Annotated in this window: 18 protein-coding genes; 13 read left to right on the top strand and 5 right to left on the bottom strand. The window is 72.3% G+C overall.

Going from position 1 to position 21,807, the window contains the following annotated elements; genetic code table 11:
• Positions 1-413: 413 nt before the first annotated feature.
• Positions 414-1,595 carry an ADP-forming succinate--CoA ligase subunit beta gene (sucC, locus tag ACIQRW_RS34910; protein ID WP_403768428.1) on the top strand — a complete coding sequence of 394 codons (1,182 nt, stop codon included), beginning with the start codon at positions 414-416 and terminating at the stop codon, positions 1,593-1,595.
• A 21-nt stretch (positions 1,596-1,616) separates the two neighbouring features.
• Entirely contained in the window at positions 1,617-2,501 is an 885-nt protein-coding gene (gene sucD / locus ACIQRW_RS34905; RefSeq protein WP_018955930.1) for a succinate--CoA ligase subunit alpha, read from the top strand.
• Positions 2,502-2,644: 143 nt separating this feature from the next.
• Here sucD and ACIQRW_RS34900 read toward each other — a convergent pair whose 3' ends face one another.
• The gene (locus tag ACIQRW_RS34900) at positions 2,645-3,901 is read right to left on the bottom strand and encodes a helix-turn-helix domain-containing protein (protein WP_403768425.1); all 1,257 of its coding nucleotides are present in this window, start codon (positions 3,899-3,901) and stop codon (positions 2,645-2,647) included.
• Positions 3,902-4,027: 126 nt separating this feature from the next.
• Here ACIQRW_RS34900 and ACIQRW_RS34895 point away from each other — a divergent pair, with 126 nt between their 5' ends.
• Entirely contained in the window at positions 4,028-5,839 is a 1,812-nt protein-coding gene (locus ACIQRW_RS34895; RefSeq protein WP_403768527.1) for a DUF6350 family protein, read from the top strand.
• Here the strand turns inward: ACIQRW_RS34895 and ACIQRW_RS34890 are convergent.
• Positions 5,829-6,887 carry a hypothetical protein gene (locus ACIQRW_RS34890; RefSeq protein WP_403768422.1) on the bottom strand — a complete coding sequence of 353 codons (1,059 nt, stop codon included), beginning with the start codon at positions 6,885-6,887 and terminating at the stop codon, positions 5,829-5,831. The two genes, ACIQRW_RS34895 and ACIQRW_RS34890, sit on opposite strands and share 11 nt — an antisense overlap.
• A gap of 261 nt (positions 6,888-7,148) precedes the next feature.
• Between ACIQRW_RS34890 and purN the strand changes: the two genes are divergently transcribed.
• From purN to ACIQRW_RS34875, 3 genes are all read left to right on the top strand, one after another.
• Positions 7,149-7,805: a phosphoribosylglycinamide formyltransferase gene (purN, locus tag ACIQRW_RS34885; RefSeq protein ID WP_403768420.1), complete on the top strand. Its 657-nt coding sequence runs from the start codon at positions 7,149-7,151 to the stop codon at positions 7,803-7,805.
• Positions 7,792-9,345, top strand: coding sequence for a bifunctional phosphoribosylaminoimidazolecarboxamide formyltransferase/IMP cyclohydrolase (purH, locus tag ACIQRW_RS34880; protein ID WP_403768417.1), 1,554 nt, complete (start codon positions 7,792-7,794; stop codon positions 9,343-9,345). The genes purN and purH overlap by 14 nt, the downstream gene beginning before the upstream one ends.
• A gap of 145 nt (positions 9,346-9,490) precedes the next feature.
• Entirely contained in the window at positions 9,491-11,020 is a 1,530-nt protein-coding gene (locus ACIQRW_RS34875) for a DUF2079 domain-containing protein (protein ID WP_403768414.1), read from the top strand.
• 136 nt (positions 11,021-11,156) lie between these two features.
• Here the strand turns inward: ACIQRW_RS34875 and ACIQRW_RS34870 are convergent, their stop codons facing one another.
• Complete coding sequence (locus ACIQRW_RS34870) at positions 11,157-11,795, bottom strand: RDD family protein (protein ID WP_403768411.1); 639 nt, start codon at positions 11,793-11,795, stop codon at positions 11,157-11,159.
• Between the two features lie 220 nt (positions 11,796-12,015).
• Between ACIQRW_RS34870 and ACIQRW_RS34865 the strand changes: the two genes are divergently transcribed.
• The 4 genes from ACIQRW_RS34865 to ACIQRW_RS34850 all read left to right on the top strand — a co-directional run bounded on the left by ACIQRW_RS34865 (position 12,016) and on the right by ACIQRW_RS34850 (position 16,622).
• Positions 12,016-12,897 (top strand): bifunctional methylenetetrahydrofolate dehydrogenase/methenyltetrahydrofolate cyclohydrolase, encoded by an 882-nt coding sequence (locus tag ACIQRW_RS34865; protein WP_215107657.1) that lies wholly within the window; start codon positions 12,016-12,018, stop codon positions 12,895-12,897.
• 23 nt (positions 12,898-12,920) lie between these two features.
• Positions 12,921-13,664: a DUF3017 domain-containing protein gene (locus ACIQRW_RS34860; RefSeq protein WP_403768408.1), complete on the top strand. Its 744-nt coding sequence runs from the start codon at positions 12,921-12,923 to the stop codon at positions 13,662-13,664.
• Positions 13,665-14,190: 526 nt separating this feature from the next.
• Positions 14,191-15,399 (top strand): helix-turn-helix domain-containing protein, encoded by a 1,209-nt coding sequence (locus ACIQRW_RS34855; protein ID WP_403768405.1) that lies wholly within the window; start codon positions 14,191-14,193, stop codon positions 15,397-15,399.
• A gap of 233 nt (positions 15,400-15,632) precedes the next feature.
• On the top strand, positions 15,633-16,622 hold the full coding sequence (locus ACIQRW_RS34850) for a malate dehydrogenase (RefSeq protein WP_215107652.1): 990 nt from the start codon (positions 15,633-15,635) through the stop codon (positions 16,620-16,622).
• A 326-nt stretch (positions 16,623-16,948) separates the two neighbouring features.
• On the opposite strand, the gene ACIQRW_RS34845 is transcribed toward ACIQRW_RS34850, so the two are convergent.
• Positions 16,949-17,464, bottom strand: a complete 516-nt coding sequence (locus tag ACIQRW_RS34845) for a carboxymuconolactone decarboxylase family protein (protein WP_403768402.1) — start codon at positions 17,462-17,464, stop codon at positions 16,949-16,951.
• 47 nt (positions 17,465-17,511) lie between these two features.
• On the opposite strand from ACIQRW_RS34845, the gene ACIQRW_RS34840 reads away from it, so the two are divergent.
• From ACIQRW_RS34840 to ACIQRW_RS34830, 3 genes are all read left to right on the top strand, one after another.
• Positions 17,512-18,912: a PLP-dependent aminotransferase family protein gene (locus tag ACIQRW_RS34840; protein ID WP_403768399.1), complete on the top strand. Its 1,401-nt coding sequence runs from the start codon at positions 17,512-17,514 to the stop codon at positions 18,910-18,912.
• 105 nt (positions 18,913-19,017) lie between these two features.
• Complete coding sequence (locus tag ACIQRW_RS34835) at positions 19,018-19,290, top strand: hypothetical protein (RefSeq protein WP_026290180.1); 273 nt, start codon at positions 19,018-19,020, stop codon at positions 19,288-19,290.
• Positions 19,291-19,295: 5 nt separating this feature from the next.
• On the top strand, positions 19,296-20,483 hold the full coding sequence (locus tag ACIQRW_RS34830) for a glutathionylspermidine synthase family protein (protein ID WP_403768396.1): 1,188 nt from the start codon (positions 19,296-19,298) through the stop codon (positions 20,481-20,483).
• A 39-nt stretch (positions 20,484-20,522) separates the two neighbouring features.
• Here the strand turns inward: ACIQRW_RS34830 and rocD are convergent, their stop codons facing one another.
• A complete protein-coding gene (gene rocD, locus ACIQRW_RS34825; protein ID WP_403768393.1) occupies positions 20,523-21,728 on the bottom strand; it encodes an ornithine--oxo-acid transaminase in 1,206 nt (401 codons plus the stop codon).
• Between the last annotated feature and the right edge of the window lie 79 nt (positions 21,729-21,807).

The raw sequence follows: 21,807 nt of genomic DNA, 5'->3' as shown, positions 1-21,807 counted from the left end.
CCTCTGAGAAGCCCCCTCTGAGAAATCGGCTGCGAGAAGTCGGCTCCGAGATGTCGGCTCCGAGATGTCCGACAAGGACGAACGGCGCGGGCTGAGAGGCCGCACGGTTCACCACATCGGAGTACTCGGCCCAGGGGGACCCGGGCCGGGTGCTCCGGTTCCGACCAGCCTCTTCCGGCTCCCGGCGAGCCCCGTCCGGGAGCCGGAGGGGCCACCCCCTGTGACCGTTATCACCGCTCAGGTGTGATCTGCGATTTAGGGTCACACGGAGCGCGGGGATAACCTGCCGGATGGACATGCCGCGTACTCGGACACCGTGTACGCCTTCCTTGTGACCGCGCAGTCACGTTGCCCATCGCGGCACGCCCACGCAGAAGAACGAACCGCGATACCACTAAAAGGGACGGACGCGCGTGGACCTGTTCGAGTACCAGGCGAGGGACCTCTTCGCCAAGCACGGTGTACCGGTGCTGGCCGGTGAAGTCATCGACACGCCTGAGGCAGCCCGCGAGGCGACCGAGAAGCTGGGCGGCAAGTCTGTCGTCAAGGCGCAGGTGAAGGTCGGTGGCCGAGGCAAGGCCGGTGGCGTCAAGCTGGCGGCCGACCCCGACGAGGCGGTCGCCCGGGCGACCGACATTCTCGGTATGGACATCAAGGGCCACACGGTCCACAAGGTGATGATCGCCGAGCTGTCCCCGGAGATCGAGGCGGAGTACTACGTCTCGTACCTCCTCGACCGCACCAACCGCACCTTCCTGGCCATGGCCTCGGTGCAGGGCGGCATGGACATCGAGGAGGTCGCGGAGAAGACCCCCGAGGCCCTCGCGAAGGTCCCCGTCAACGCCGTCGACGGCGTCGACATTGTCAAGGCCCGCGAGATCGTGGCCCAGGCGAAGTTCCCGGCCGACGTGGCCGAGGGTGTCGCCGAGGCCCTGGTGACCCTGTGGGACACCTTCGTCGCCGAGGACGCGCTCCTCGTCGAGGTCAACCCGCTGGTGAAGACCAAGGACGGCCGGATCCTGGCCCTGGACGGCAAGGTGTCTCTCGACGAGAACGCCGACTTCCGTCAGCCGGGTCACGAGGCGCTCGAGGACAAGGCCGCAGCCAACCCGCTCGAGGCTGCCGCCAAGGCCAAGAACCTCAACTACGTCAAGCTCGACGGCGAGGTCGGCATCATCGGTAACGGTGCCGGTCTGGTCATGTCGACCCTGGACGTCGTCGCGTACGCCGGTGAGAACCACGGCAACGTGAAGCCCGCCAACTTCCTCGACATCGGTGGCGGCGCCTCCGCAGAGGTCATGGCGAACGGCCTGGAGATCATCCTCGGCGACCCGGACGTCCGGTCCGTCTTCGTCAACGTCTTCGGTGGCATCACCGCCTGTGACGAGGTCGCCAACGGCATCGTGCAGGCGCTCGCGCTGCTCGAGTCCAAGGGCGAGAAGGTCGAGAAGCCGCTGGTCGTGCGTCTCGACGGCAACAACGCGGAGCTGGGTCGCAAGATCCTTTCCGACGCCAACCACCCGCTCGTGCAGCGCGTGGACACCATGGACGGCGCGGCCGACAAGGCCGCCGAGCTCGCCGCGGCTGCGAAGTAAGGAAGAGGGACTCAGACCACCATGGCTATCTTCCTCACCAAGGACAGCAAGGTCATCGTCCAGGGGATGACCGGCGCGACGGGCATGAAGCACACCAAGCTCATGCTCGCCGACGGCACCAACATCGTCGGCGGCGTGAACCCGCGCAAGGCCGGCACCTCCGTCGACTTCGACGGCACCGAGGTACCGGTCTTCGGCTCCGTCGCCGAGGCGATGGAGAAGACCGGCGCGAACGTGTCCGTCCTCTTCGTGCCGCCGGCCTTCTCCAAGGCCGCCGTCGTCGAGGCGATCGACGCCGAGATCCCGCTCGCCGTCGTGATCACCGAGGGCATCGCCGTCCACGACTCGGCCGCCTTCTGGGCGTACGCCGGCGCGAAGGGCAACAAGACCCGGATCATCGGCCCGAACTGCCCGGGTCTCATCACCCCCGGCCAGTCCAACGCCGGCATCATCCCGGGCGACATCACCAAGCCCGGCCGCATCGGTCTCGTGTCGAAGTCGGGCACGCTGACCTACCAGATGATGTACGAGCTCCGTGACATCGGCTTCTCGTCCGCCGTCGGCATCGGTGGCGACCCGGTCATCGGCACCACGCACATCGACGCCCTCGCGGCGTTCGAGGCGGACCCGGAGACCGACCTCATCGTGATGATCGGCGAGATCGGCGGCGACGCCGAGGAGCGTGCCGCCGACTTCATCGCGAAGAACGTCACCAAGCCGGTCGTCGGTTACGTCGCGGGCTTCACCGCCCCGGAGGGCAAGACCATGGGCCACGCCGGCGCCATCGTCTCCGGCTCCTCGGGCACCGCCCAGGCGAAGAAGGAGGCCCTTGAGGCCGCCGGCGTCAAGGTCGGCAAGACGCCGACCGAGACCGCCAAGCTGGCGCGCGAGATCCTCGGCGCCTGACGCAGTCGGTCAGGCGGCGGAGGCACGCTGCGAACGGCGCGGGCCCGCACTCCCTGTGACGCAGGGGTGCGGGCCCGCGCCGTTCGCGTACGCGCCTGCCGTCCGGGTGATGGCTCAGTCCGCGTGACGGCTCACGTGACGGCTCACCGGAGCTGCGGAATCAGCCGCTCCGGGCCGTGCGCCAACTGCTCGCGCAGCGACATCTGGAGCTTCAGGTCCTGGGCGGTGAGCTTCTGGGGACCACCGCGGGGCGGTACGCCCCCGACCCGCTCGGCGGGGGCGATCGGCGGCTCGTAGTGGGTGGGCGCGGTGTGCAGGGTCAGTCCGGTCACGGCGATGAGCACCGCGACACCCGCGATGGCGGCCCTGGTCCACAGCCTGGCCTTGTCCTCGCTGCCGGTGCGCACAGCACGGGCCGGCCGCGGTACGGGTACGTGCTCGGCGCGCGCGAGCCCGCCGAGCCGGTCGTGCAGCAGGGCCGACTGCTCGGCGGGCGAGCCGACGGCCGCGAGTTCGGGGAGCCGCTCGGCGACGGCGGCGCGGGCGGTCATCAGACGGCCCGCCGCCGCCGGGGTGCTGGCCTCCGTCTCGGCCGCGGTCTCCGGGAGGTCCAGGCCGACCCCGTCGTACAGGAGGAGCGTGCGCCGGTAGGCCGGGGGCAGGTCGAGCAGCGCGTCGAACAGCGCCCGCTTCCCCGGTTCCGTGGGCGGGGCGTCGGGATGCCGGTGCCCGCGGCGCAGCCGGTGCCAGGGGGACATCGCGTACTCGTACGCCGCCGCGCGCACCCAGCCGGCCGGGTCGCGGTCGACGGCCACCTCGGGCCAGCGGTGCCAGGCCAGTTGGAAGGCACGCTCGACGGACTCGCGGGCCAGGGCGCGGCGGCCGGTCAGCAGATAGGCCTGCCGGACGAGGCCGGGGGCAGTCCGGGCGTACAACTCGTCGAACGCCTCGGCGGGGGAGAGACGCCGCTCTCCGACTGCCTCCGTGTCCCCCTCCCTCTCTCCCTCCGGCTCCGCTTCCGGCTCCGCTTCCGCCTCCGCCACCACCGGCACCTTTACCTCCGGAGCGGCTTCGGGAGGGGCCTCGGGAGGAGGCTCCTGAGCTGCCACAGCCGCAGGCACAGGCACAGCCGCAGCCGCAGCCGCAGCCGCCGGGGCAGCCGCTGGTGGCGGCGTGGTGGGTGCCTTCGGTTCGGGGGCGATGAGCTTCGCGTACAGCGCGCGCTTGCGTCCGCGCGGGCTCGTGCGCCCCGTCTCCCAGGAGCGCACGGTGGCGCGCGTGACGCCGACCGCCGCCGCTACCTGCTCCTCGCTCAGCGATTTCGCCTCGCGCAGTCTGCGGCGCTCCTTGGGGGAGGGCAGCTGCGGCGCGGCGGCCTCGTCGGTCGTGCTCCGGGTCATGGACGACCCCCGGCAGCGCCGCACTGAGTGAAAAAGTACATAAACGTATATTGAGCGACACAACGGCTGTTCGCGCGTTACGCGAAATAAGCGCGTGTCGTTGGCAGCATGGGCCGCGTGACCCAAATGACGCAAGGCAGCCCGAAGGCGACGGCCGAGCGGAACCGCACCCTCGCCCTGGCCTCCGCCCTGGTGCGGGGAGCCGTCGCTGCCGGGCTCGGCCTCGGGTCGCTGACGGTGCTGGTCATGGTGTTGTGGATCAGCTCCCCGTATCCCGACAGCGGGCCGGGCGGCGCGCTGCGCGCGGCGGCCGGGGTCTGGCTGCTCGCGCACGGCGCGGGGCTCGTGCGGCCCGACACCCTGAGCGGCGTTCCCGCCCCCGTCTCCGTGGTGCCGCTGCTGCTCGTGGTGGGCCCGGTCTGGCTGGCGCACCGCGCGGCGCGCGATGCGGCGGAGCCGGAGGAGGGGCGGCCCAGGCCTTCGCAGGTGGGCGCGTTCTGCGCGGTGACCGCGGGATATTTGCTGGTCGTGGCGGGGGCGGCGGCCGGTGCGCGCGGCGGTTCGCTGCGCCCGGACCCGGACACGCTGGTGTTCCCGGTGGCGTTGGTGGTGGCCGGTGCGGCGGCGGCCGGGGTGTGGACGGCGGCCGGGCGGCCACTCGGGCCCCTGCCGTCCTGGTCTCCTTTGGTGCTTCAGGAAGCGATCGCGCGGACGCTCTTCCGCGATCGGGTCGAGGCGGCGTGCCGGTCGGCGGCGGTGGGCGTCACGGTGCTGCTCGGGGGCGGTGCGGTGCTGGTCGCGGTGGCGCTCGGCCGGAACGCGGGGGTGGCGCAGGACGCGTTCCTGGGGCTCGCGGGCGACTGGTCGGGACGGTTCGCCGTGCTCCTACTGGCCGCCTCGCTCGTGCCGAACGCCGCACTGTGGGGAGCTTCGTACGGGCTCGGGCCCGGCTTCTCGCTCGGTACGGGAGCCACCGCCACCCCGCTGGGCCTCGACGGGACTCCGGCGGCGCCCCATTTCCCCCTGCTGGCGGCCGTGCCGGACCAGGGGCCGGGCTCCCTGCTGAACGGGGCGGCCCTGGCGGTGCCGGTGGCGACCGCGCTGGCCGTCGCCTGGTTCACCGCCCGCAGGGCCGCGCCCGCCGACGCGCCCCGCGCTCAGGTGTGGAGCCGGCGCGAGACGGTGCTGGTGACGCTGCTCGCCGCGCTGGCCTGCGGTGCCGTGACGGGGCTGCTCATGGCGGTGGCCGGCGGGCCGCTCGGCACCGGGGCGCTGAGGGAGTTCGGCCCGGTGTGGTGGCTGGCCGGACCGGCGGCACTGGCGTGGACGGCGGGCATCGGCGTACCGGCGGTCCTGCTGCTGCGCCTGTGGCGCCTGCGCACCCCGGGCTGGGCCTGGCGCAGGGACGTACCGGAAGCGGACGAGCCCTCGGTGACAGCGTCGACGCCGACGCCGACGAAAGCGGCAGCGAAAGCGACGGCGTCCGAGGAGAAGGCGGGGGCGGACGCGCAGGCCGCCATCGGGCGTCCGCGCCGCTGGTGGGCGCCGTGGCGGGTGCGGGGAGGGGCGGCGGGCGCGTCCGGCGATGCGGCGCAGGGCGGTTCCGCGGCACCCGCCGCGTCCGCCGTTCCGGCCCCCGGGTCGGCACCCGAAACGGTCTCCGGCGCTCTGGTCGGCGGGGCCGGGTCGGGGGCGGGGAGGGGGGACGCGGGGTTCGAGCCGTACGACTTCCTGCCGACCGACCCGTGGCACGAGAAAGACTTCAGGGAGGCCCGTTGGGCCTCCCTGAAGCGGGGTTCCGGCGGCCTGATGGCCGACTTCCCCGCTGGTCCCGCCGATTCTGCTGGTCTCGCCGGCCCCGCCGATTCTGCTGATGCCGCCGATGCCGCCGCGGGGCGTCCCGCGGCGGAAGCGGACCGCCCGGGGCCTACTCCTTGACGCCGAAGAACGGCTCCAAAGGCTTCGGCAGTTGGTCGTTGCAGGACAGTGCGCCCGTCTTGGTCAGGGAGTCGTTCACACACGTGTAGTAGTCGCGGTAGACGAGCTGCACGGTGAACGTGGTCGCCACGATGAGCAGTGCCAGCAGGGCGGTCACCAGTCCGCTCACCGCCGCCGTGGTCTGCTGCCTGCTGCTGACATTCGGCGGCGCGGCGGGCGTGGGCACGGCGGGCGAGGCTCCGGAGACGTCGCCCGCCGTGGCCCCCGTCCCGGTCTCGGCCCCCGCAGCGGTCCCGGCCGCTCCGGTGCCGCCCGCCGCCGTACGGTCCGTCGCGGACGCGCTCTTCATCGGGGTGCGGAGCGCGCTGATCGCCCAGTACGTCGAGAGCGCGCCCAGGAGGAGGGCGAGCTCCGAGAGGTCGAAGAGGGCGAAGAAGAAGGCCCACATACCGCCGAGCACCGCGTAGCGGGCGCGCCGCTGTGCGGGGTCGGTGGGGTCCCAGCGCAGTCCACCCGGACCGCCGCGTTCGGATCCGCCCTTGCCTCCCGGGCCGCCGGAGCCGTTCCCGCCGGAGCGGCCGCCGAAGCCGCCGTTGCCCCGGCCGGGCTGCTTGCTGCTCCACTGGCTGCCCCACGACGGGCGGTCCCCGGCGGAGCCGTCCCCGTCGGGCCCACCGTTCCCGTCCGAACCGTTCGACCCCTCCGGCCCGTTGGACCCGGCGGCGCGGCGCGGCTGCCACGGCTGGTCCGGACGGTCCACGGGCGGCGCGGCGAACGGGTTGTCCTCCTGAGGCTTCGCGGCGGAGCCGGAGGCCGGCGCGGATCCCGAGGAGGAATCCGGCGAGGAGTGACCCGGGGACGAGGAATCCGAGGACGAGGAACCCGAGGACGAGGAATCCGGGGAAGGAGGACCCGACGAGGAAGGTCCCTGAGGCGAGGAGCCCGGGGACGAGGAGTCCGGCGAAGAGGGCAGGCGTTCCCGCATCAGGGGAGCGGACCGCTCGGGCAGCGGGAGGCGGAAGGCGGTGCGACGGCGTCGGTCCGGCATGTGGTGAACGTCTTCCCCATCTCGTCATGTCCGCCCGTAGGACGGTTCGTCCGCCCGGTGGACGGCTCGCTGTCCCCTGACGCTACCTCCCGGTCACGCCCCCGTCCCGTGGGGGCCGTCGGGTGTGCCGGTATCGTTGCTGACGGTCGGCCCGTTCGTAGGGTTCCCCGTATCGGGCGAGGCGATACTTTCGTACGACCCTACAAAGAGCATGCCGCACCTGCGTCACCCTGCGGTCATCACGTGAGAAAGGGCCCCGACGTGGCCTCCCCGCCCCCCTCCGCCTCTCCTGCCCGGCTGGTCGTGCTGGTCTCCGGATCCGGTACGAATCTCCAGGCGCTGCTCGACGCCATCGGCGACGACCCGGCGGCGTACGGGGCACGGGTCGTCGCCGTCGGCGCGGACCGCGACGGGACCGGGGGCGTGGAGCGCGCGGAGCGGGCCGGAATCCCCACGTTCGTGTGCAAGCTCAAGGACCACGCGACCCGCGCCGAGTGGGACGAGGCGCTCGCCGCGCAGGTCGCCGCGCACCGCCCGGACCTCGTCGTCTCCGCCGGTTTCATGAAGATCGTCGGTCCGGCGTTCCTCGCCGCGTTCGGCGGCCGGACCGTCAACACCCACCCCGCCCTGCTGCCCGCTTTCCCCGGCGCCCACGGAGTGCGTGACGCACTCGCGTACGGCGTCAAGGTCACGGGCTGCACCGTCCACTTCGTCGACGACGGCGTCGACACCGGTCCGATCATCGCGCAGGGCGTGGTCGAGGTGACCGAGGAGGACACCCCGGAGGGCGAAGCCGCCCTTCACGAACGCATCAAGGAAGTCGAGCGCTCGCTGCTCGTCGAGGCCGTGGGGCGTATCGCCCGTGACGGCTATCGCATTGAGGGACGAAAGGTTCATCTCGGTCATGTCGGTGAATAAGCCCATCCGCCGCGCCCTGGTCAGTGTCTACGACAAGACGGGGCTCGAAGACCTCGCCCGCGGTCTGCACGAGGCGGGCGTCGAACTCGTCTCCACCGGCTCCACCGCCGGGAGGATCGCCGCCGCCGGAGTGCCGGTCACCAAGGTCGAGGAGCTCACCGGCTTCCCCGAGTGCCTGGACGGCCGCGTCAAGACGCTGCACCCCCGCGTCCACGCCGGCATCCTCGCCGACCTCCGTCTCGACTCCCACCGCGAGCAGCTCGCGGAGCTCGGCGTCGAGCCCTTCGACCTGGTCGTGGTGAACCTCTACCCGTTCAAGGAGACCGTCGCCTCGGGCGCCTCCGACGACGAGTGCGTCGAGCAGATCGACATCGGCGGCCCCTCGATGGTCCGCGCCGCCGCCAAGAACCACCCGTCGGTCGCCGTCGTCACCAGCCCCGAGCGGTACGCCGACGTCCTCGCCGCCGTCAAGGCCGGCGGCTTCGACCTGACCGCCCGCGCGCGGCTCGCCGGCGAGGCCTTCCAGCACACCGCCGCCTACGACGTGGCCGTCGCCTCCTGGTTCGCGGACGACTACGCGGCCGCGGATGCCTCGGGCCTCCCCGAGTTCCTCGGCGACACCTACACGCGCAAGAACGTCCTGCGCTACGGCGAGAACCCGCACCAGCCCGCCGCGCTCTACACCTCCGGCGACGGCGGTCTCGCCGAGGCCGAGCAGCTGCACGGCAAGGAGATGTCCTACAACAACTACACGGACACCGACGCCGCCCGCCGCGCCGCCTACGACCACGCCGAGCCGTGCGTCGCGATCATCAAGCACGCCAACCCGTGCGGCATCGCCATCGCCGACGACGTCGCCACCGCGCACCGCAACGCGCACGCCTGCGACCCGCTCTCCGCGTTCGGCGGCGTGATCGCCGTCAACCGCCCGGTGACCGTCGAGATGGCCGAGCAGGTCGCGGAGATCTTCACCGAGGTCATCGTCGCCCCGGCCTACGAGGACGGCGCCGTCGAGGTGCTGGCCCGCAAGAAGAACATCCGGGTGCTGCGCGCTCCCGAGGCCCCGACCGCCGCGTTCGAGGTGAAGCCGATCGACGGCGGCGCGCTGCTCCAGGTCGCCGACCGCCTCCAGGCCGACGGCGACGACCCGGCCAACTGGACGCTCGCCACCGGCGACGCGCTCTCCGCGGCTGAGCTGAAGGAGCTGGCCTTCGCCTGGAAGGCGAGCCGCGCCGTCAAGTCCAACGCGATCCTGCTCGCCAAGGACGGCGCCTCGGTCGGCGTCGGCATGGGCCAGGTCAACCGGGTCGACTCCGCGAAGCTCGCCGTCGAGCGGGCCGGCGAGGAGCGGGCGCGCGGGGCGTACGCCGCCTCCGACGCCTTCTTCCCGTTCCCCGACGGTCTGGAGATCCTCACGGCCGCCGGCGTCAAGGCCGTCGCCCAGCCCGGCGGGTCCGTCCGCGACGAGCTGGTGATCGAGGCCGCGAAGAAGGCCGGCGTGACCATGTACTTCACGGGCACGCGCCACTTCTTCCACTGACCGGGACCTCTTCCGCGGAGTTCACCGACCGGCCCGAGGCCGCACCCCGACACGGGTGCGGCCTCGGCCGTGTCCGTCGTGCGGAACCGGCTCGCCGCTCTGTTCTAATGAACGGCCGTGGAAATCCGTAGCGGGGGCAGTCACCGTGCTTGAGCTGAACAAGAGTGGAACGGACCGGTCCGGACCGGGACGCCTGCCCGCCCAGGGCCCGGGGCCGGACGCCCGTCCGGCCGGCGACGCGCCGCGTACGGGCGACGCCGCCGCCGAACGCGTACCCCTGCGCCCGTACCTCGTCGCCGGCGCGATCCTGTGCGCGCTCTACTTCCTCTACGCGTACTTCCAGTACAGCCGCTTCGGCTCACCCTCCTGGGACCTGGGAATCTTCGAGCAGGAGGTCCGGGCGTACGCCGGGTTCGACGCCCCGGTCGTCGACATCAAGGGCCCCGGCTATCTGATCCTCGGCGACCACTTCTCCCCGATCGTGGCGCTGCTGGCCCCGCTGTACTGGCTCTGGCCGTCGGCCGAGTCCCTGCTGTTCGCACAGGCCGCACTGTTCGCGCTGGGAGCGGTCATCGTCGGCCGCACCACCCAGCAGCTCCTCGGCGGGCGCTCGGGGCTCTGCGTCACCGTCGCGTACGGACTCTCCTGGGGCATCCAGGAAGCGGTGAAGGCCGACTTCCACGAGATCGCGTTCGCCGTACCGCTGCTGGCCCTCGTCTGCCGGGCCCTGCTCCTGAAGCGGTACACGGCCGCGCTCCTGTGGTCGCTCCCCCTGGTCCTGGTCAAGGAGGACCTGGGCGCCACCGTGGCGGTCGTCGGCTTCCTGCTCTTCGTGTACGGCCGCCGCCTCCAGGGCGCGCTGCTCGCCGCCTTCGGGGTCGCCGCCTTCGTCGTCACGCTCATGGTCCTCATCCCGGCGGCCAGCAGTGCGGGCACCTACGACTACTGGCAGAAGATCGACAAGAACGGTGAGCAGGACGTCTCGATGCTGGACTCCGTCCTCGGCGTCCTCAACTCCTCCGTCAAGATCGAGATGCTGGTCTTCCTGATCGGCATCACCGCGTTCATGGCGCTGCGTTCACCGCTGACGCTGCTGATCGTTCCCACGCTCGGCTGGCGGCTGCTCTCGCAGGACAGCAACCACTGGGGCATGGTCTGGCACTACAGCGCGATCCTCATGCCGGTGCTCTTCCTCGCGCTGGCCGACGGCGTCCGCCGCAGCCGCGACTCGCACCGGCCCTGGCTCGCCTCGTACGCGAAGGTCGCCGTGCCCGTCGCCGCCGCGATCGCCGTCGCGATGACCCAGCACCTGCCGCTGCGCGACCTGTTGCGCCCGGAGACCTACCGCACCGACGACGCCCGCAGCCAGGCGGCCCGGGCGGCGCTCGACGCCATCCCGGCCGGGGCGCGGGTCGAGACGGACATCACGCTGATGGCCCACCTCACCTCCGACCGCACCGTCTACTGGGTCGGCGGAGCCCCGGGCACCGCACCCGACTTCGTCGCCATCAACCTGGACTTCGGCTGGTCCCGCCCGATCCAGGACCCGGTGGCGTACGCCCAGCAGCTGCACCCCGAGGCGTCCTACCGGCTCAAGCACCGGGGTGGCAGCTTCGTGGTGATGGAGCGCACGTCACCGGAGCCGGCGGAGATCCCGGGGGCCAGGGGGGACTGACAGCGTCCCGGTCGACCGACAGCGGCCCCGGGCCCGTACGCGCGAAGGCCGCACCCGTTCAACGGGTGCGGCCTTCGTATGCGCGAGGTGCTGCGGTGAATCAGGTGAATCAGGTGAATCAGGTGGATGAGGTGGATCAGTTGGCCTTGACGACCACCGACGAGCAGACCTTGTCCGCGAACGTCTGCTTCTTCGCGTCCCACAGCGGCCACAGCCAGCCGATGTAGCAGGCGATGCTGTCCAGGAAGTGGGCCAGGCGGCGCACGAAGGCCATGCCGAAGCCCAGCGGGCGGCCGTCGGCCTCGCGCAGCAGGCGGATGCCCACGGCCTTCTTGCCGATCGTCTGGCCGGTGGTGCCCTCCTGGTACAGCTGCCAGATGACCACGGCGATGACACCGATGGAGCCGATGGCGCTGAGGATCATGCCGAAGGAGTCGCCGACCCCACCGCCGATGATGACCAGGATGTACGGGACCATCATGACGAGCCCGTCGACGATCAGTCCGCCGAAGCGCAGGCCCCAGTGGGCCAGCTCCGGCATGCCGCCCTGGCCGGGCTGCTGCGGGTAACCGCCACCGTAGGGCTGGCCGGGCTGCTGCGGGTAGCCGGGCTGCTGGGGATACCCCGGCTGCTGCTGCGGGTAGCCGTAGCCCTGCGGCGGGACACCCTGCGGAGCCTGCTGCGGGTAGCCGTAACCGGGCTGTCCCTGCGGCGGGCCCTGGGGCGGCTGGCCGGGCTGCTGCCCGTACGGGTTGTTCGGGTCGCCGAAGCTCATAAGGGGTGTTCCTTCAACAGACGTGTGGGGACGAGATGGCCACACGGAGGAAGGACATCGATCAGCGGCCCGCCCCCCGTACAACCGCGGCCTTCATCGTTATGAGCGGGACCCTTGTTTGTCCAGTCCGGGGCCCCCGACGTTGTGCAAGTGCAATGTCCGGTACGGGTGCGGCACCGGCAATTGGTATGCGGGCGGGGTCATCCGCGAGGATGGGACCATGACTGCCCAGATTCTCGATGGCAAGGCCACCGCTGCCGCGATCAAATCCGATCTGACCGTCCGTGTGGCGGCCCTCAAGGCCCAGGGGATCACTCCCGGCCTCGGAACCCTGCTCGTCGGGGACGACCCGGGCAGCCGGTGGTACGTCAACGGCAAGCACCGTGACTGCGCCCAGGTCGGCATCGGCTCGATCCAGCGCGAACTTCCCGACACCGCCACGCAGGAGGAGATCGAGGACGTCGTCCGGGAGCTCAACGCCAACCCCGAGTGCACCGGCTACATCGTCCAGCTGCCGCTGCCCAAGGGCATCGACACCAACCGGATCCTGGAGCTGATGGACCCGGAGAAGGACGCCGACGGGCTGCACCCGATGAGCCTCGGCCGCCTCGTCCTCAACGAGACCGGCCCGCTGCCCTGCACCCCGCAGGGCGTCGTCCAGCTGCTGCGCGCGCACGGCGTGGAGATCAACGGGGCGCACGTCGTGGTCGTCGGACGCGGTGTCACCATCGGCCGGTCGATCCCGCTGCTGCTGACCCGCAAGTCGGAGAACGCCACGGTGACCCAGTGCCACACCGGCACCCGGGACCTCTCCTCCCACCTGCGGCAGGCCGACATCATCGTCGCCGCCGCCGGCGTGCAGCACCTGATCAAGCCGGAGGACGTGAAGCCGGGCGCGGCCGTGCTCGACGTCGGCGTCAGCCGGGACGCTGACGGCAAGATCGTCGGCGATGTGCACCCGGGGGTCCGTGAGGTGGCCGCCTGGGTCGCCCCGAACCCCGGGGGCGTCGGCCCGATGACCCGCGCGCAGCTGCTGGTCAACGTGGTCGAGGCCGCCGAGCGGGCCGCCGCCGAGGCCGCCGACGCCGCCGCAACGGGCTGACGGCCGGATCCGGAGGGAACCTCATGGGTGCTGGTACGAGTCCGGCCGACCCCGCCCCCGCCGGCCGGGCGGCGGACGAGCCGCGCGAACCGGACGAGCGGGAAGAGCGGGACGGGTCCGCCGGGCCCGCCGGGTCCACAGGGTCCGCCGGACCGGACCCGGTCGCGGACGCCACGGACGCCACGGCTCCGGGCACGGACACCGCCCCGTCCACGGACACGGACACGTCCACGGACACCACCACGTCCTCGTCCACGTCCACGGACACGGACGAGGCCCCGGACACGGACACGGCCACGGCCACGGCCACGGACACGGCCACGGCCACGGGCCCGGGCAAGGACGGGGCCGCGGCCGACGGGCGGCCCCGCCGGTCGCGGCGGTTCCCGCGGTTCACCCGGGACACCGCCCGTCCCGAGGGCGGTGGCAGGGCGGCGTCCGGCGACGCGCCCGCCCCGGCCCGGCAGTGGCCGTTGCTCACCGTGCTCTGCGCGGCGGGCCTCGGACTGCTGATCGTGGTGCTCGACCCGTTCGACCAGGCGTTCCGCATCGGCACGATCCTGATCGGTGGCGCGCTGATCGCCGGTGCCGTGCTGCGCTGGGTGGTGCCCTCGGTCGGGATGCTGGCGGTACGTTCCCGCTTCACCGACCTGGTCACGTACGGGCTGATGGGCACGTTGATCGTGCTGCTCGCGCTGGTCGCACAGCCCGCGCCGTGGCTCGACGTCCCGATCCTGGAGGACGCGGTCCGCTTCACGATCCGCTAGCGGGCATCCGTCCCGATTCCGCCGCCGGGCGCCCCGTCCCGATCAGGTCCGTGGTGCCCGTCCCCACCCCCGAGGAGGGACGGACACCACGGCGGAACGGGACAACCGGGCAAGAAGCCCCGGTATGCGGCGAGATGGGCGGCCTTGCCCCGTCCCGACTCCAGCGTCATGGACATGAAAGACCGGAACAAGCGCTCACTGTGGCCTGTGGCACGGAAGTGACCATTCCGGCACGGTGTGATCGCCGCGCAACGATGGCAGACTGGCACGGCGCACAGAGCGGCACGGAGCAGGCGGAGCAGTGGCCGGCGCGGAGTTCGGGGCGCGTGAGAACACGCACCCCTCCCGAATGCTCCCGTGCGCCTCCTCGTCAGGAACTGACACCCTGGCTCCGCGCATCCTCGTGGGTAGTCCAGCTGACGGTCCGGACCGGACGGCGGCGGACGGACCGGGGGATGCGCGGACCGGGGGACCGGCCGTAGCGGGGCACAGCAAATACGTCCGGGGGACAAGAGGGGGAAACGCGATGCCTCGTTGGAAGGCACTGCCCGAAGAGCTCGACCCGCAGATCAGGGAGTTCGCCAGCCAGCTGCGCAGGCTCGTCGACCGCAGCGGACTGAACATCAACGCGGTGGCCGACCGCACGGGTTACAGCAAGACGTCCTGGGAGCGGTATCTCAACGGGCGGCTGCTCGCCCCGCGCGGAGCCGTCGTGGCCCTCGCCGAGGTGACGGGCGCCCCGCAGCACCACCTCACGACCATGTGGGAGCTGGCGGAGCGGGCCTGGAGCCGGGCCGAGATGCGCCACGACATGACGATGGAGACCATCCGGATCACGCAGGCCCGCGCCGCGCTCGGCGAGCTCGGCACGACGGCTCCCGACGCCCCGGCGGCCGGCCGGTCCGGCCGGTCCTCCGCCGGCGGCCGGCACAGCGCGTCCGGAGCCGGCACGCGGGTTCCCGCCGCCGCGGGCCCGGCCGGCACGGACGCCCCGCCCCGCGACGTCCACGGCAAGGACCCGTACGGCGGCGGGGCTTACGGGCCCGGCGACGACGACACGCGCCAACTCATCGTTCCCATGCAGCGCGGCACCGCACCGCACCCCGCACGCCACCAGGACCGACCGTACGACGGCGGGCCGAACCAGGGCGGGCAGCGGCCGGAGCGGAACACGGCGGAGAACACCGGCCGCGACTCCGGCTCCGGCCGGGACGTGCGCGGCACCCGACCGGGCCAGACCCCCGGCGGCCGCAGGAAGGGCCCCATGCTCGCCGTCGGGGCCCTCGGCGCCCTGATCGTCGTGGTCGGCGCGGTGCTGCTCGCACCGGGCGACGACGCGGCCAAGGCCACCCCCACCCCGTCGGTGGCTCCCACCAAGGCCGCCCCGGAGCTGCCCGTGGGCGTCGAGTGCAGCGGCGCGGAGTGCGCCGGGAAGGACCCCGAGGCGATGGGCTGCGGCGGCGAGTTCGCCCGTACGGTGGCCGCCGCCGTGGTCGGCGGCAGCAAGATCGAGGTCCGCTACAGCGAGGTCTGCTCCGCCTCCTGGGCTCGGCTCACCGAGGCGGCCATCGGCGACACCGTGCGGATCACCGCCGGCGAGGGAGCGCAGAACGGCGAGGTCATGGGGGACACCGACGCGTACACCCCGATGGTCGCGGTGAAGAAGGCGCCCGACGCGAAGGCCTGCGCGACGCTCACCTCCGGCACGAAGGGGTGCACCGACCCGGGCGAGTGACGGCGGGCCCGGGGCGGCGGAAGCCAGGAGCCCCGTGGCCCGTGGGTGCGGTGCGTGACCGTTTGTGTGCGGTGCCACAGGGGGGCGGGCGGCCCGGCCGAGCCGGGTCCGATAGCCTGACCGCTGGATATCTCTTCACGTCAAGATTCGTCGGGGCGGGGAGGGTGTCCAGCACCAGGGTCCGGCACCAGGGGCCGGGACCCCCACCGCCAGCTGTCTAAACGGAGACCGCCATGACCCGCACTCCCGTGAATGTCACCGTGACCGGCGCAGCCGGCCAGATCGGCTACGCGCTGCTCTTCCGCATCGCCTCCGGCCACCTGCTCGGCCCGGACGTGCCGGTCAACCTGCGCCTCCTGGAGATCCCGCAGGGCCTCAAGGCCGCCGAGGGCACCGCGATGGAGCTCGACGACTGCGCCTTCCCGCTGCTGCGCAACATCGAGATCACCGACGACCCGAACGTCGGCTTCGCCGGTGCGAACGTCGCCCTGCTCGTCGGCGCCCGCCCGCGCACCAAGGGCATGGAGCGCGGTGACCTGCTCGCCGCCAACGGCGGCATCTTCAAGCCGCAGGGCAAGGCCATCAACGACAACGCCGCCGACGACATCAAGGTCCTCGTCGTCGGCAACCCGGCCAACACCAACGCGCTCATCGCGCAGGCCGCCGCCCCGGACGTACCGGCGGAGCGCTTCACCGCGATGACCCGTCTGGACCACAACCGCGCGATCTCGCAGCTGGCCGCCAAGACCGGTGCCGCCGTCTCCGACATCAAGAAGCTGACGATCTGGGGCAACCACTCGGCCACCCAGTACCCGGACATCTTCCACGCGGAGATCGCCGGCAAGAACGCCGCCGAGACCGTCAACGACGAGGTGTGGCTGGCCGACACCTTCATCCCGACCGTCGCCAAGCGCGGCGCCGCGATCATCGAGGCCCGTGGCGCGTCCTCGGCCGCCTCGGCCGCCAATGCCGCCATCGACCACGTGCACACCTGGGTCAACGGCACCGCCGCCGGCGACTGGACCTCGATGGGCATCCCGTCGGACGGCTCCTACGGCGTCCCCGAGGGCATCATCTCCTCCTTCCCGGTCACCACGAAGGACGGAAAGTACGAGATCGTCCAGGGCCTGGACATCAACGAGTTCTCCCGTACGCGCATCGACGCGTCGGTCAAGGAGCTCACCGAGGAGCGCGACGCGGTCCGCGAGCTCGGCCTCATCTGAGACCCGCACCCGCACCACGTCGAGCGCCCCCGGCAGCACCCGCCGCCGGGGGCGCTTCCGCGTTTCCCGCCCTCAACCGTCTCCGTACGTCCCGGGCCGGGACCGGTGCGAAGTGCCAGAGGGAAAGAGGTGCCGGTGACCGGGAGTGCCGTGCCGCGGCCGTCGCAGGGCCAGGACCCGCCCGAGGTCTCGGACACCGCGTCCCCGGACGCCTCGCCGCTGCCCGGGTTCATCACCCAGGACGACGCCGAGGGACCCGTACGACGACCCGTTCTGACGGGCGTTCCCGGGGGAGTGATCAGCCAGGAGCGATCAGCCGGGAGTGATCAGCTCTTGAAGTCGCCCGGCGTGTAGTGGCCCGGGGTCAGCCGCCCGGTGACGCCGAAGCGGTTCCAGGCGTTGATCACGGTGATGGCCGCGATCAGCTGGGCCAGCTCGGTCTCCTCGAAGTGCTTGGCGGCCTCCGCGTACACCTCGTCCGGGACGAAGCCGTCGGTCAGGACGGTGACCGCCTCGGTCAGGGCCAGCGCCGCCAGCTCCTTCGGGGTGTAGAAGTGCCGCGACTCCCTCCAGGCGCTGAGCTGGACGATCCGCTCGACCGACTCGCCCGCCGCGAGCGCGTCCTTGCTGTGCATGTCCAGGCAGAACGCGCACTGGTTGAGCTGCGAGGCCCGGATCTTCACCAGCTCGACCAGGACGGGGTCCAGGCCTTTGCGGGCGGCGATGTCGAGCCGGACCATCGCCTTGTAGACGTCAGGGAGGAGCTGGGAGACGGAGATCCGGGGCGGCTCCTCGGGGGAGAGGTCGGCCGGGGCGTGGTGGTGCTCGTGCGTCGAGGTCATGAGGACGACGCTACGGCCCCGATGGCACCCCGGTATGGTCCATTGGCATGACGGATTCCTGGGCCACTTTCGGCGCGGACCTGCATCTGGAACCGGTCGGCCAGGGGCTCCGCAGCGGGCTGATGGAGGCGCTGCGGGAGGCGGTGCGCACCGGCCGCCTGACCCCCGGCACCCGGCTGCCGTCCTCCCGGGTGCTCGCCGCCGACCTGGGCGTCGCCCGCAACACGGTCGCCGACGCCTACGCCGAGCTGGTCGCCGAGGGCTGGCTCACCGCCCGACAGGGCTCGGGGACCCGGGTCGCCCAGCGGTCCGCGCCGCGCCGGACCGACCCCGTGGCGGCCCGGTCCCGGCCGGTGCGGCCCGGGGCCGGGCACAACCTGAAGCCCGGCTCGCCGGACCTCTCCGCCTTTCCGCGCACCGCCTGGCTCAAGGCCGCCCGCAAGGCGCTCACCGCCGCGCCCGACGAGGCCTTCGGCTACGGCGATCCGCACGGCCGCGTCGAACTGCGCACCGTGCTGGCCGAGTACCTGGCGAGGGCGCGCGGGGTCCACACCGACCCGGAGCGCATCGTGATCTGCTCCGGCTTCGCGCACGGGCTGAGGCTGCTGGGCCGGGTGCTGCGGCGGCGCGGGGGCCGGGAGATCGCCGTCGAGTCGTACGGCCTCGACCTCCATAGAGACCTCCTCACCGAAGCCGGGCTGCGCACCCCGTGCCTGCCCCTGGACGAGCACGGGTCCCGGACCGGCGAGCTGGCCGCGCTGCGCGGCGCGGGCGCGGTCCTGCTGACCCCGGCGCACCAGTTCCCCACCGGCGTACCGCTGCACCCGGACCGGCGGGCCGCCGCCGTCGACTGGGCCCGGTCCACCGGCGGGCTGATCCTGGAGGACGACTACGACGGGGAGTTCCGGTACGACCGGCAGCCGGTGGGGGCGCTCCAGGGCCTCGACCCGGAGCGGGTCGTCCATCTCGGCACCGCCAGCAAGTCGCTGGCACCGGGGTTGCGCCTCGGCTGGATGGTGCTGCCCCGGGGCCTGGTGGAGGAGGTGGTGGCGGAGAAGGGCGTGTCCGACTGGATGTCCGGCTCGCCCGACCAGCTGACGCTCGCGGAGTTCATCGCCTCCGGGGCGTACGACCGGCATGTGCGCTCCATGCGGCTGCGCTACCGCCGTCGCCGCGACCAGCTCGTCGCGGCGCTCGCCGAGCGCGCGCCGGGCATCGAGGTCAGCGGGATCGCGGCCGGGCTGCACGCGGTCCTCGAACTCCCGCCGGGCGCCGAGCGTTCGGTGATCCAGGCGGCGGCGTTCCAGGGCCTGGCACTGGACGGCCTCGCGCGCTACCGCCACCCGGACGCCCCGGCCGCCCGCGACGCCCTGGTGATCGGCTACGGCTCGCCGTCGGAGAGCGCCTGGGCGGGCGCGCTCGACGCCCTGTGCCGGGTACTCCCGTAGGGGACCAGGTTCCGAACCGGCCACCCCTCCCACTAATCTGACAAGAGGTCCGGTGGCGGAAAAGGGACGCCGGATCCGATCGCGTACGACGGGGGAGAACCGAACATGTCCACACGAAGGCTGAGGTCGAGCACGGTCGTGCTCGGCGGTATGGGGCTGCTCGCCCTGACGATCACGTCCTGCGGCTCGGAGCCGGACAAGCGCTGCGCCGACCGCACGACGCAGCGGACGCTGCCGAGCTCCGAGTGCCGCAGCGGCGGCAACGGTTCGTACTACTACGGCGGCAAGAGCGACAGCGGGAAGGTGCAGGGCGGCAGCTTCGACAAGTCGGCGGTCGACCGCGGCGGCTTCGGCTGCTCCGGCTCCGGCGGCGGCTGACCGCCGTGGAACGCCGCACGATCGAGCCGCGCCCCGGCTGGCAGGAGACCGTCGAGGCGCAGGGCGTCGTCTACCCGCTCACCCGCTACCCGGACGGTTCGCTGCGTCCGTACTGGGACGAGAGCGCCTACTACGTCTTCTCGCTGCCCGAGGTCGAGGCGCTGGAGGAGACCGTCGAGGAACTGCACACGATGTGCCTGGCCGCCGCCGCGCACATCGTCGAGCGGGACCGCTTCGCCGACCTCGGCATCACCGACCCCCGGCTCGCCGCGCTGGTCGCCGAGTCCTGGCGCCGCCGCGCCGAACTGCCGTCCGTGTACGGGAGGTTCGACCTGCGCTACGACGGGAACGGCCCGGCGAAGATGCTGGAGTACAACGCCGACACCCCGACCTCGCTGGTGGAGGCCGCGAGCGCCCAGTGGTTCTGGATGGAGGACCGGTTCCCCGGGGCCGACCAGTGGAACTCCCTGCACGAGAGGCTGGTCGACGCCTGGAAGCGGCAGGCGCCCCTGCTGCCGCCCGGGCCGCTGCACTTCGTCCACTCCGACGGCGACGAGCTGGGCGAGGACCTGATGACGGTCGCGTATCTGCGCGAGACCGCCCAGCAGGCCGGGCTCGACACCGAGGCGCTGTCCGTCGAGGAGATCGGCTGGGACCGGCTGTCGGGCCGGTTCGTCGACGAACGGCTGCGGTTCATCCGCAGCTGCTTCAAGCTCTACCCCTGGGAGTGGCTGGCCACCGACCGCTTCGGCCCGCAGGTGCTGGACACCCTCGACAACGGCGGCGGCTCCGGCACCACCTGCTGGATCGAGCCCGCCTGGAAGATGCTCCTCTCCAACAAGGCGCTGCTCGCGATCGTCTGGGAGCTGTACCCCGGCCACCCCAACCTGCTGCCCGCCTACCTCGACGGCCCGCGCGAGCTGGCCGGACCCGGCGGGGCCGGATACGTGTCCAAGCCGCTGCTCGGCCGCGAGGGCGCCGGTGTCGAGCTGCACGGCCCCGGCTCGCCGCCCGTGACGCGCGACGAGCCGTGCTGCTACCAGGAGGTGGCTCCGCTGCCCGACTTCGACGGCAACCGGGTGGTGCTCGGCGCGTGGGTCGTCGAGGACGAGGCGGCGGGGCTCGGCATCCGGGAGTCGGCGGGGCCGGTCACGGACGAGTACGCCCGCTTCCTGCCCCACGTCATCCTCTGAGGTCCCGAGGCCCGGCCCCGGGCCCCGCCCGGCGGACTCTCAGGCGCTCAGTACCGCCCGCAGCCGGTCCAGGCCCCAGTCCAGGTCCTCCTTGCTGATCACCAGCGGCGGGGCGATCCGGATGGTGGAGCCGTGGGTGTCCTTCACCAGCACCCCCAGCTCCATCAGCCTCTCGGAGATCTCCCGGCCGGTGCCCAGCGCCGGAGCGAGGTCGACGCCCGCCCACAGACCCCGGCCGCGCACCGCCTCCACCGCGCCGCCGCCCGTCAACAGGCCCAGCTCGCGGTGCAGATGGTCGCCCAGCTCGGCCGCCCGCTGCTGGTACTCGCCGGTCCGCAGCATCGCGATCACCTCCAGCGCCACCGCGCAGGCCAGCGGGTTCCCGCCGAACGTGGAGCCGTGCTCGCCGGGCCGGAACACGCCGAGGACGTCCGCCGAGGAGACGACCGCCGACACCGGGACCACCCCGCCGCCGAGCGCCTTCCCCAGCAGGTACATGTCCGGCACCACGCCCTCGTGCTCCAGCGCGAACGTCTTCCCGGTACGCCCCAGCCCCGACTGGATCTCGTCCGCGACGAACAGCACGTTCCGCTCGCGGGTCAGCTCCCGTACGCCGGGGAGGTAGCCGGCCGGCGGCACCAGCACCCCGGCCTCGCCCTGGATCGGCTCGATCAGCACCGCCACGGTGTTCTCGGTCATCGCCTCCCGCATCGCGGTGAGGTCCCCGTACGGGACGATCTCGAAGCCGGGGGTGTACGGGCCGAAGTCGGCCCGCGCCTCCGGGTCGGTGGAGAAGCTGACGATCGTGGTCGTGCGGCCGTGGAAGTTGTCCGAGGCCACGATGATCTTCGCCATGCCGTCCGGCACGCCCTTGACCCGGTAGCCCCACTTGCGGGCGGTCTTCACCGCGGTCTCCACGGCCTCCGCCCCGGTGTTCATCGGCAGCACCGTCTCCATGCCGCACAGCGCCGCCAGCTCCGTACAGAAGTCGGCGAACCGGTCGTGGTGGAAGGCCCGGGACGTCAGCGTCACCCGTTCCAGCTGGGCCTTGGCCGCGTCGATGAGCCGGCGGTTGCCATGGCCGAAATTGAGTGCCGAATATCCGGCGAGCAGATCGAGGTACCGGCGGCCCTCGACATCGGTCATCCAGGCGCCCTCCGCCGAGGCCACGACGACCGGCAACGGGTGGTAGTTGTGCGCGCTGTGCGCCTCGGCGGAGGCGATGGCAGTTTCCGTGATCGACACGGGATCTCCGTTCGTCGTGCGGCGTGGGCGGGGGTGGTGCCCACTTTGTATCGTCGGTCGGAACCCGCGCCGGGAAACC

Origin of the sequence: Streptomyces sp. NPDC091287 (genome assembly GCF_044768525.1) — a bacterium.
Taxonomy (GTDB): Bacteria; Actinomycetota; Actinomycetes; order Streptomycetales; family Streptomycetaceae; genus Streptomyces.
This window is presented reverse-complemented; position numbering and strand designations above follow the sequence as displayed.

What these genes read in the sequence shown, in the direction of transcription:
- ACIQRW_RS34845 (WP_403768402.1), bottom strand. Translation starts at nt 17,464, where the DNA reads ATGACCTCGACGCACGAGCACCACCACGCCCCGGCCGACCTCTCCCCC.
- ACIQRW_RS34890 (WP_403768422.1), bottom strand. Translation starts at nt 6,887, where the DNA reads ATGCCGGACCGACGCCGTCGCACCGCCTTCCGCCTCCCGCTGCCCGAG.
- sucD (WP_018955930.1), top strand. Translation starts at nt 1,617, where the DNA reads ATGGCTATCTTCCTCACCAAGGACAGCAAGGTCATCGTCCAGGGGATG.
- purH (WP_403768417.1), top strand. Translation starts at nt 7,792, where the DNA reads ATGTCGGTGAATAAGCCCATCCGCCGCGCCCTGGTCAGTGTCTACGAC.
- ACIQRW_RS34895 (WP_403768527.1), top strand. Translation starts at nt 4,028, where the DNA reads ATGACGCAAGGCAGCCCGAAGGCGACGGCCGAGCGGAACCGCACCCTC.
- ACIQRW_RS34900 (WP_403768425.1), bottom strand. Translation starts at nt 3,901, where the DNA reads ATGACCCGGAGCACGACCGACGAGGCCGCCGCGCCGCAGCTGCCCTCC.
- ACIQRW_RS34870 (WP_403768411.1), bottom strand. Translation starts at nt 11,795, where the DNA reads ATGAGCTTCGGCGACCCGAACAACCCGTACGGGCAGCAGCCCGGCCAG.
- ACIQRW_RS34860 (WP_403768408.1), top strand. Translation starts at nt 12,921, where the DNA reads ATGGGTGCTGGTACGAGTCCGGCCGACCCCGCCCCCGCCGGCCGGGCG.
- ACIQRW_RS34850 (WP_215107652.1), top strand. Translation starts at nt 15,633, where the DNA reads ATGACCCGCACTCCCGTGAATGTCACCGTGACCGGCGCAGCCGGCCAG.
- ACIQRW_RS34840 (WP_403768399.1), top strand. Translation starts at nt 17,512, where the DNA reads ATGACGGATTCCTGGGCCACTTTCGGCGCGGACCTGCATCTGGAACCG.
- ACIQRW_RS34835 (WP_026290180.1), top strand. Translation starts at nt 19,018, where the DNA reads ATGTCCACACGAAGGCTGAGGTCGAGCACGGTCGTGCTCGGCGGTATG.
- ACIQRW_RS34865 (WP_215107657.1), top strand. Translation starts at nt 12,016, where the DNA reads ATGACTGCCCAGATTCTCGATGGCAAGGCCACCGCTGCCGCGATCAAA.
- ACIQRW_RS34855 (WP_403768405.1), top strand. Translation starts at nt 14,191, where the DNA reads ATGCCTCGTTGGAAGGCACTGCCCGAAGAGCTCGACCCGCAGATCAGG.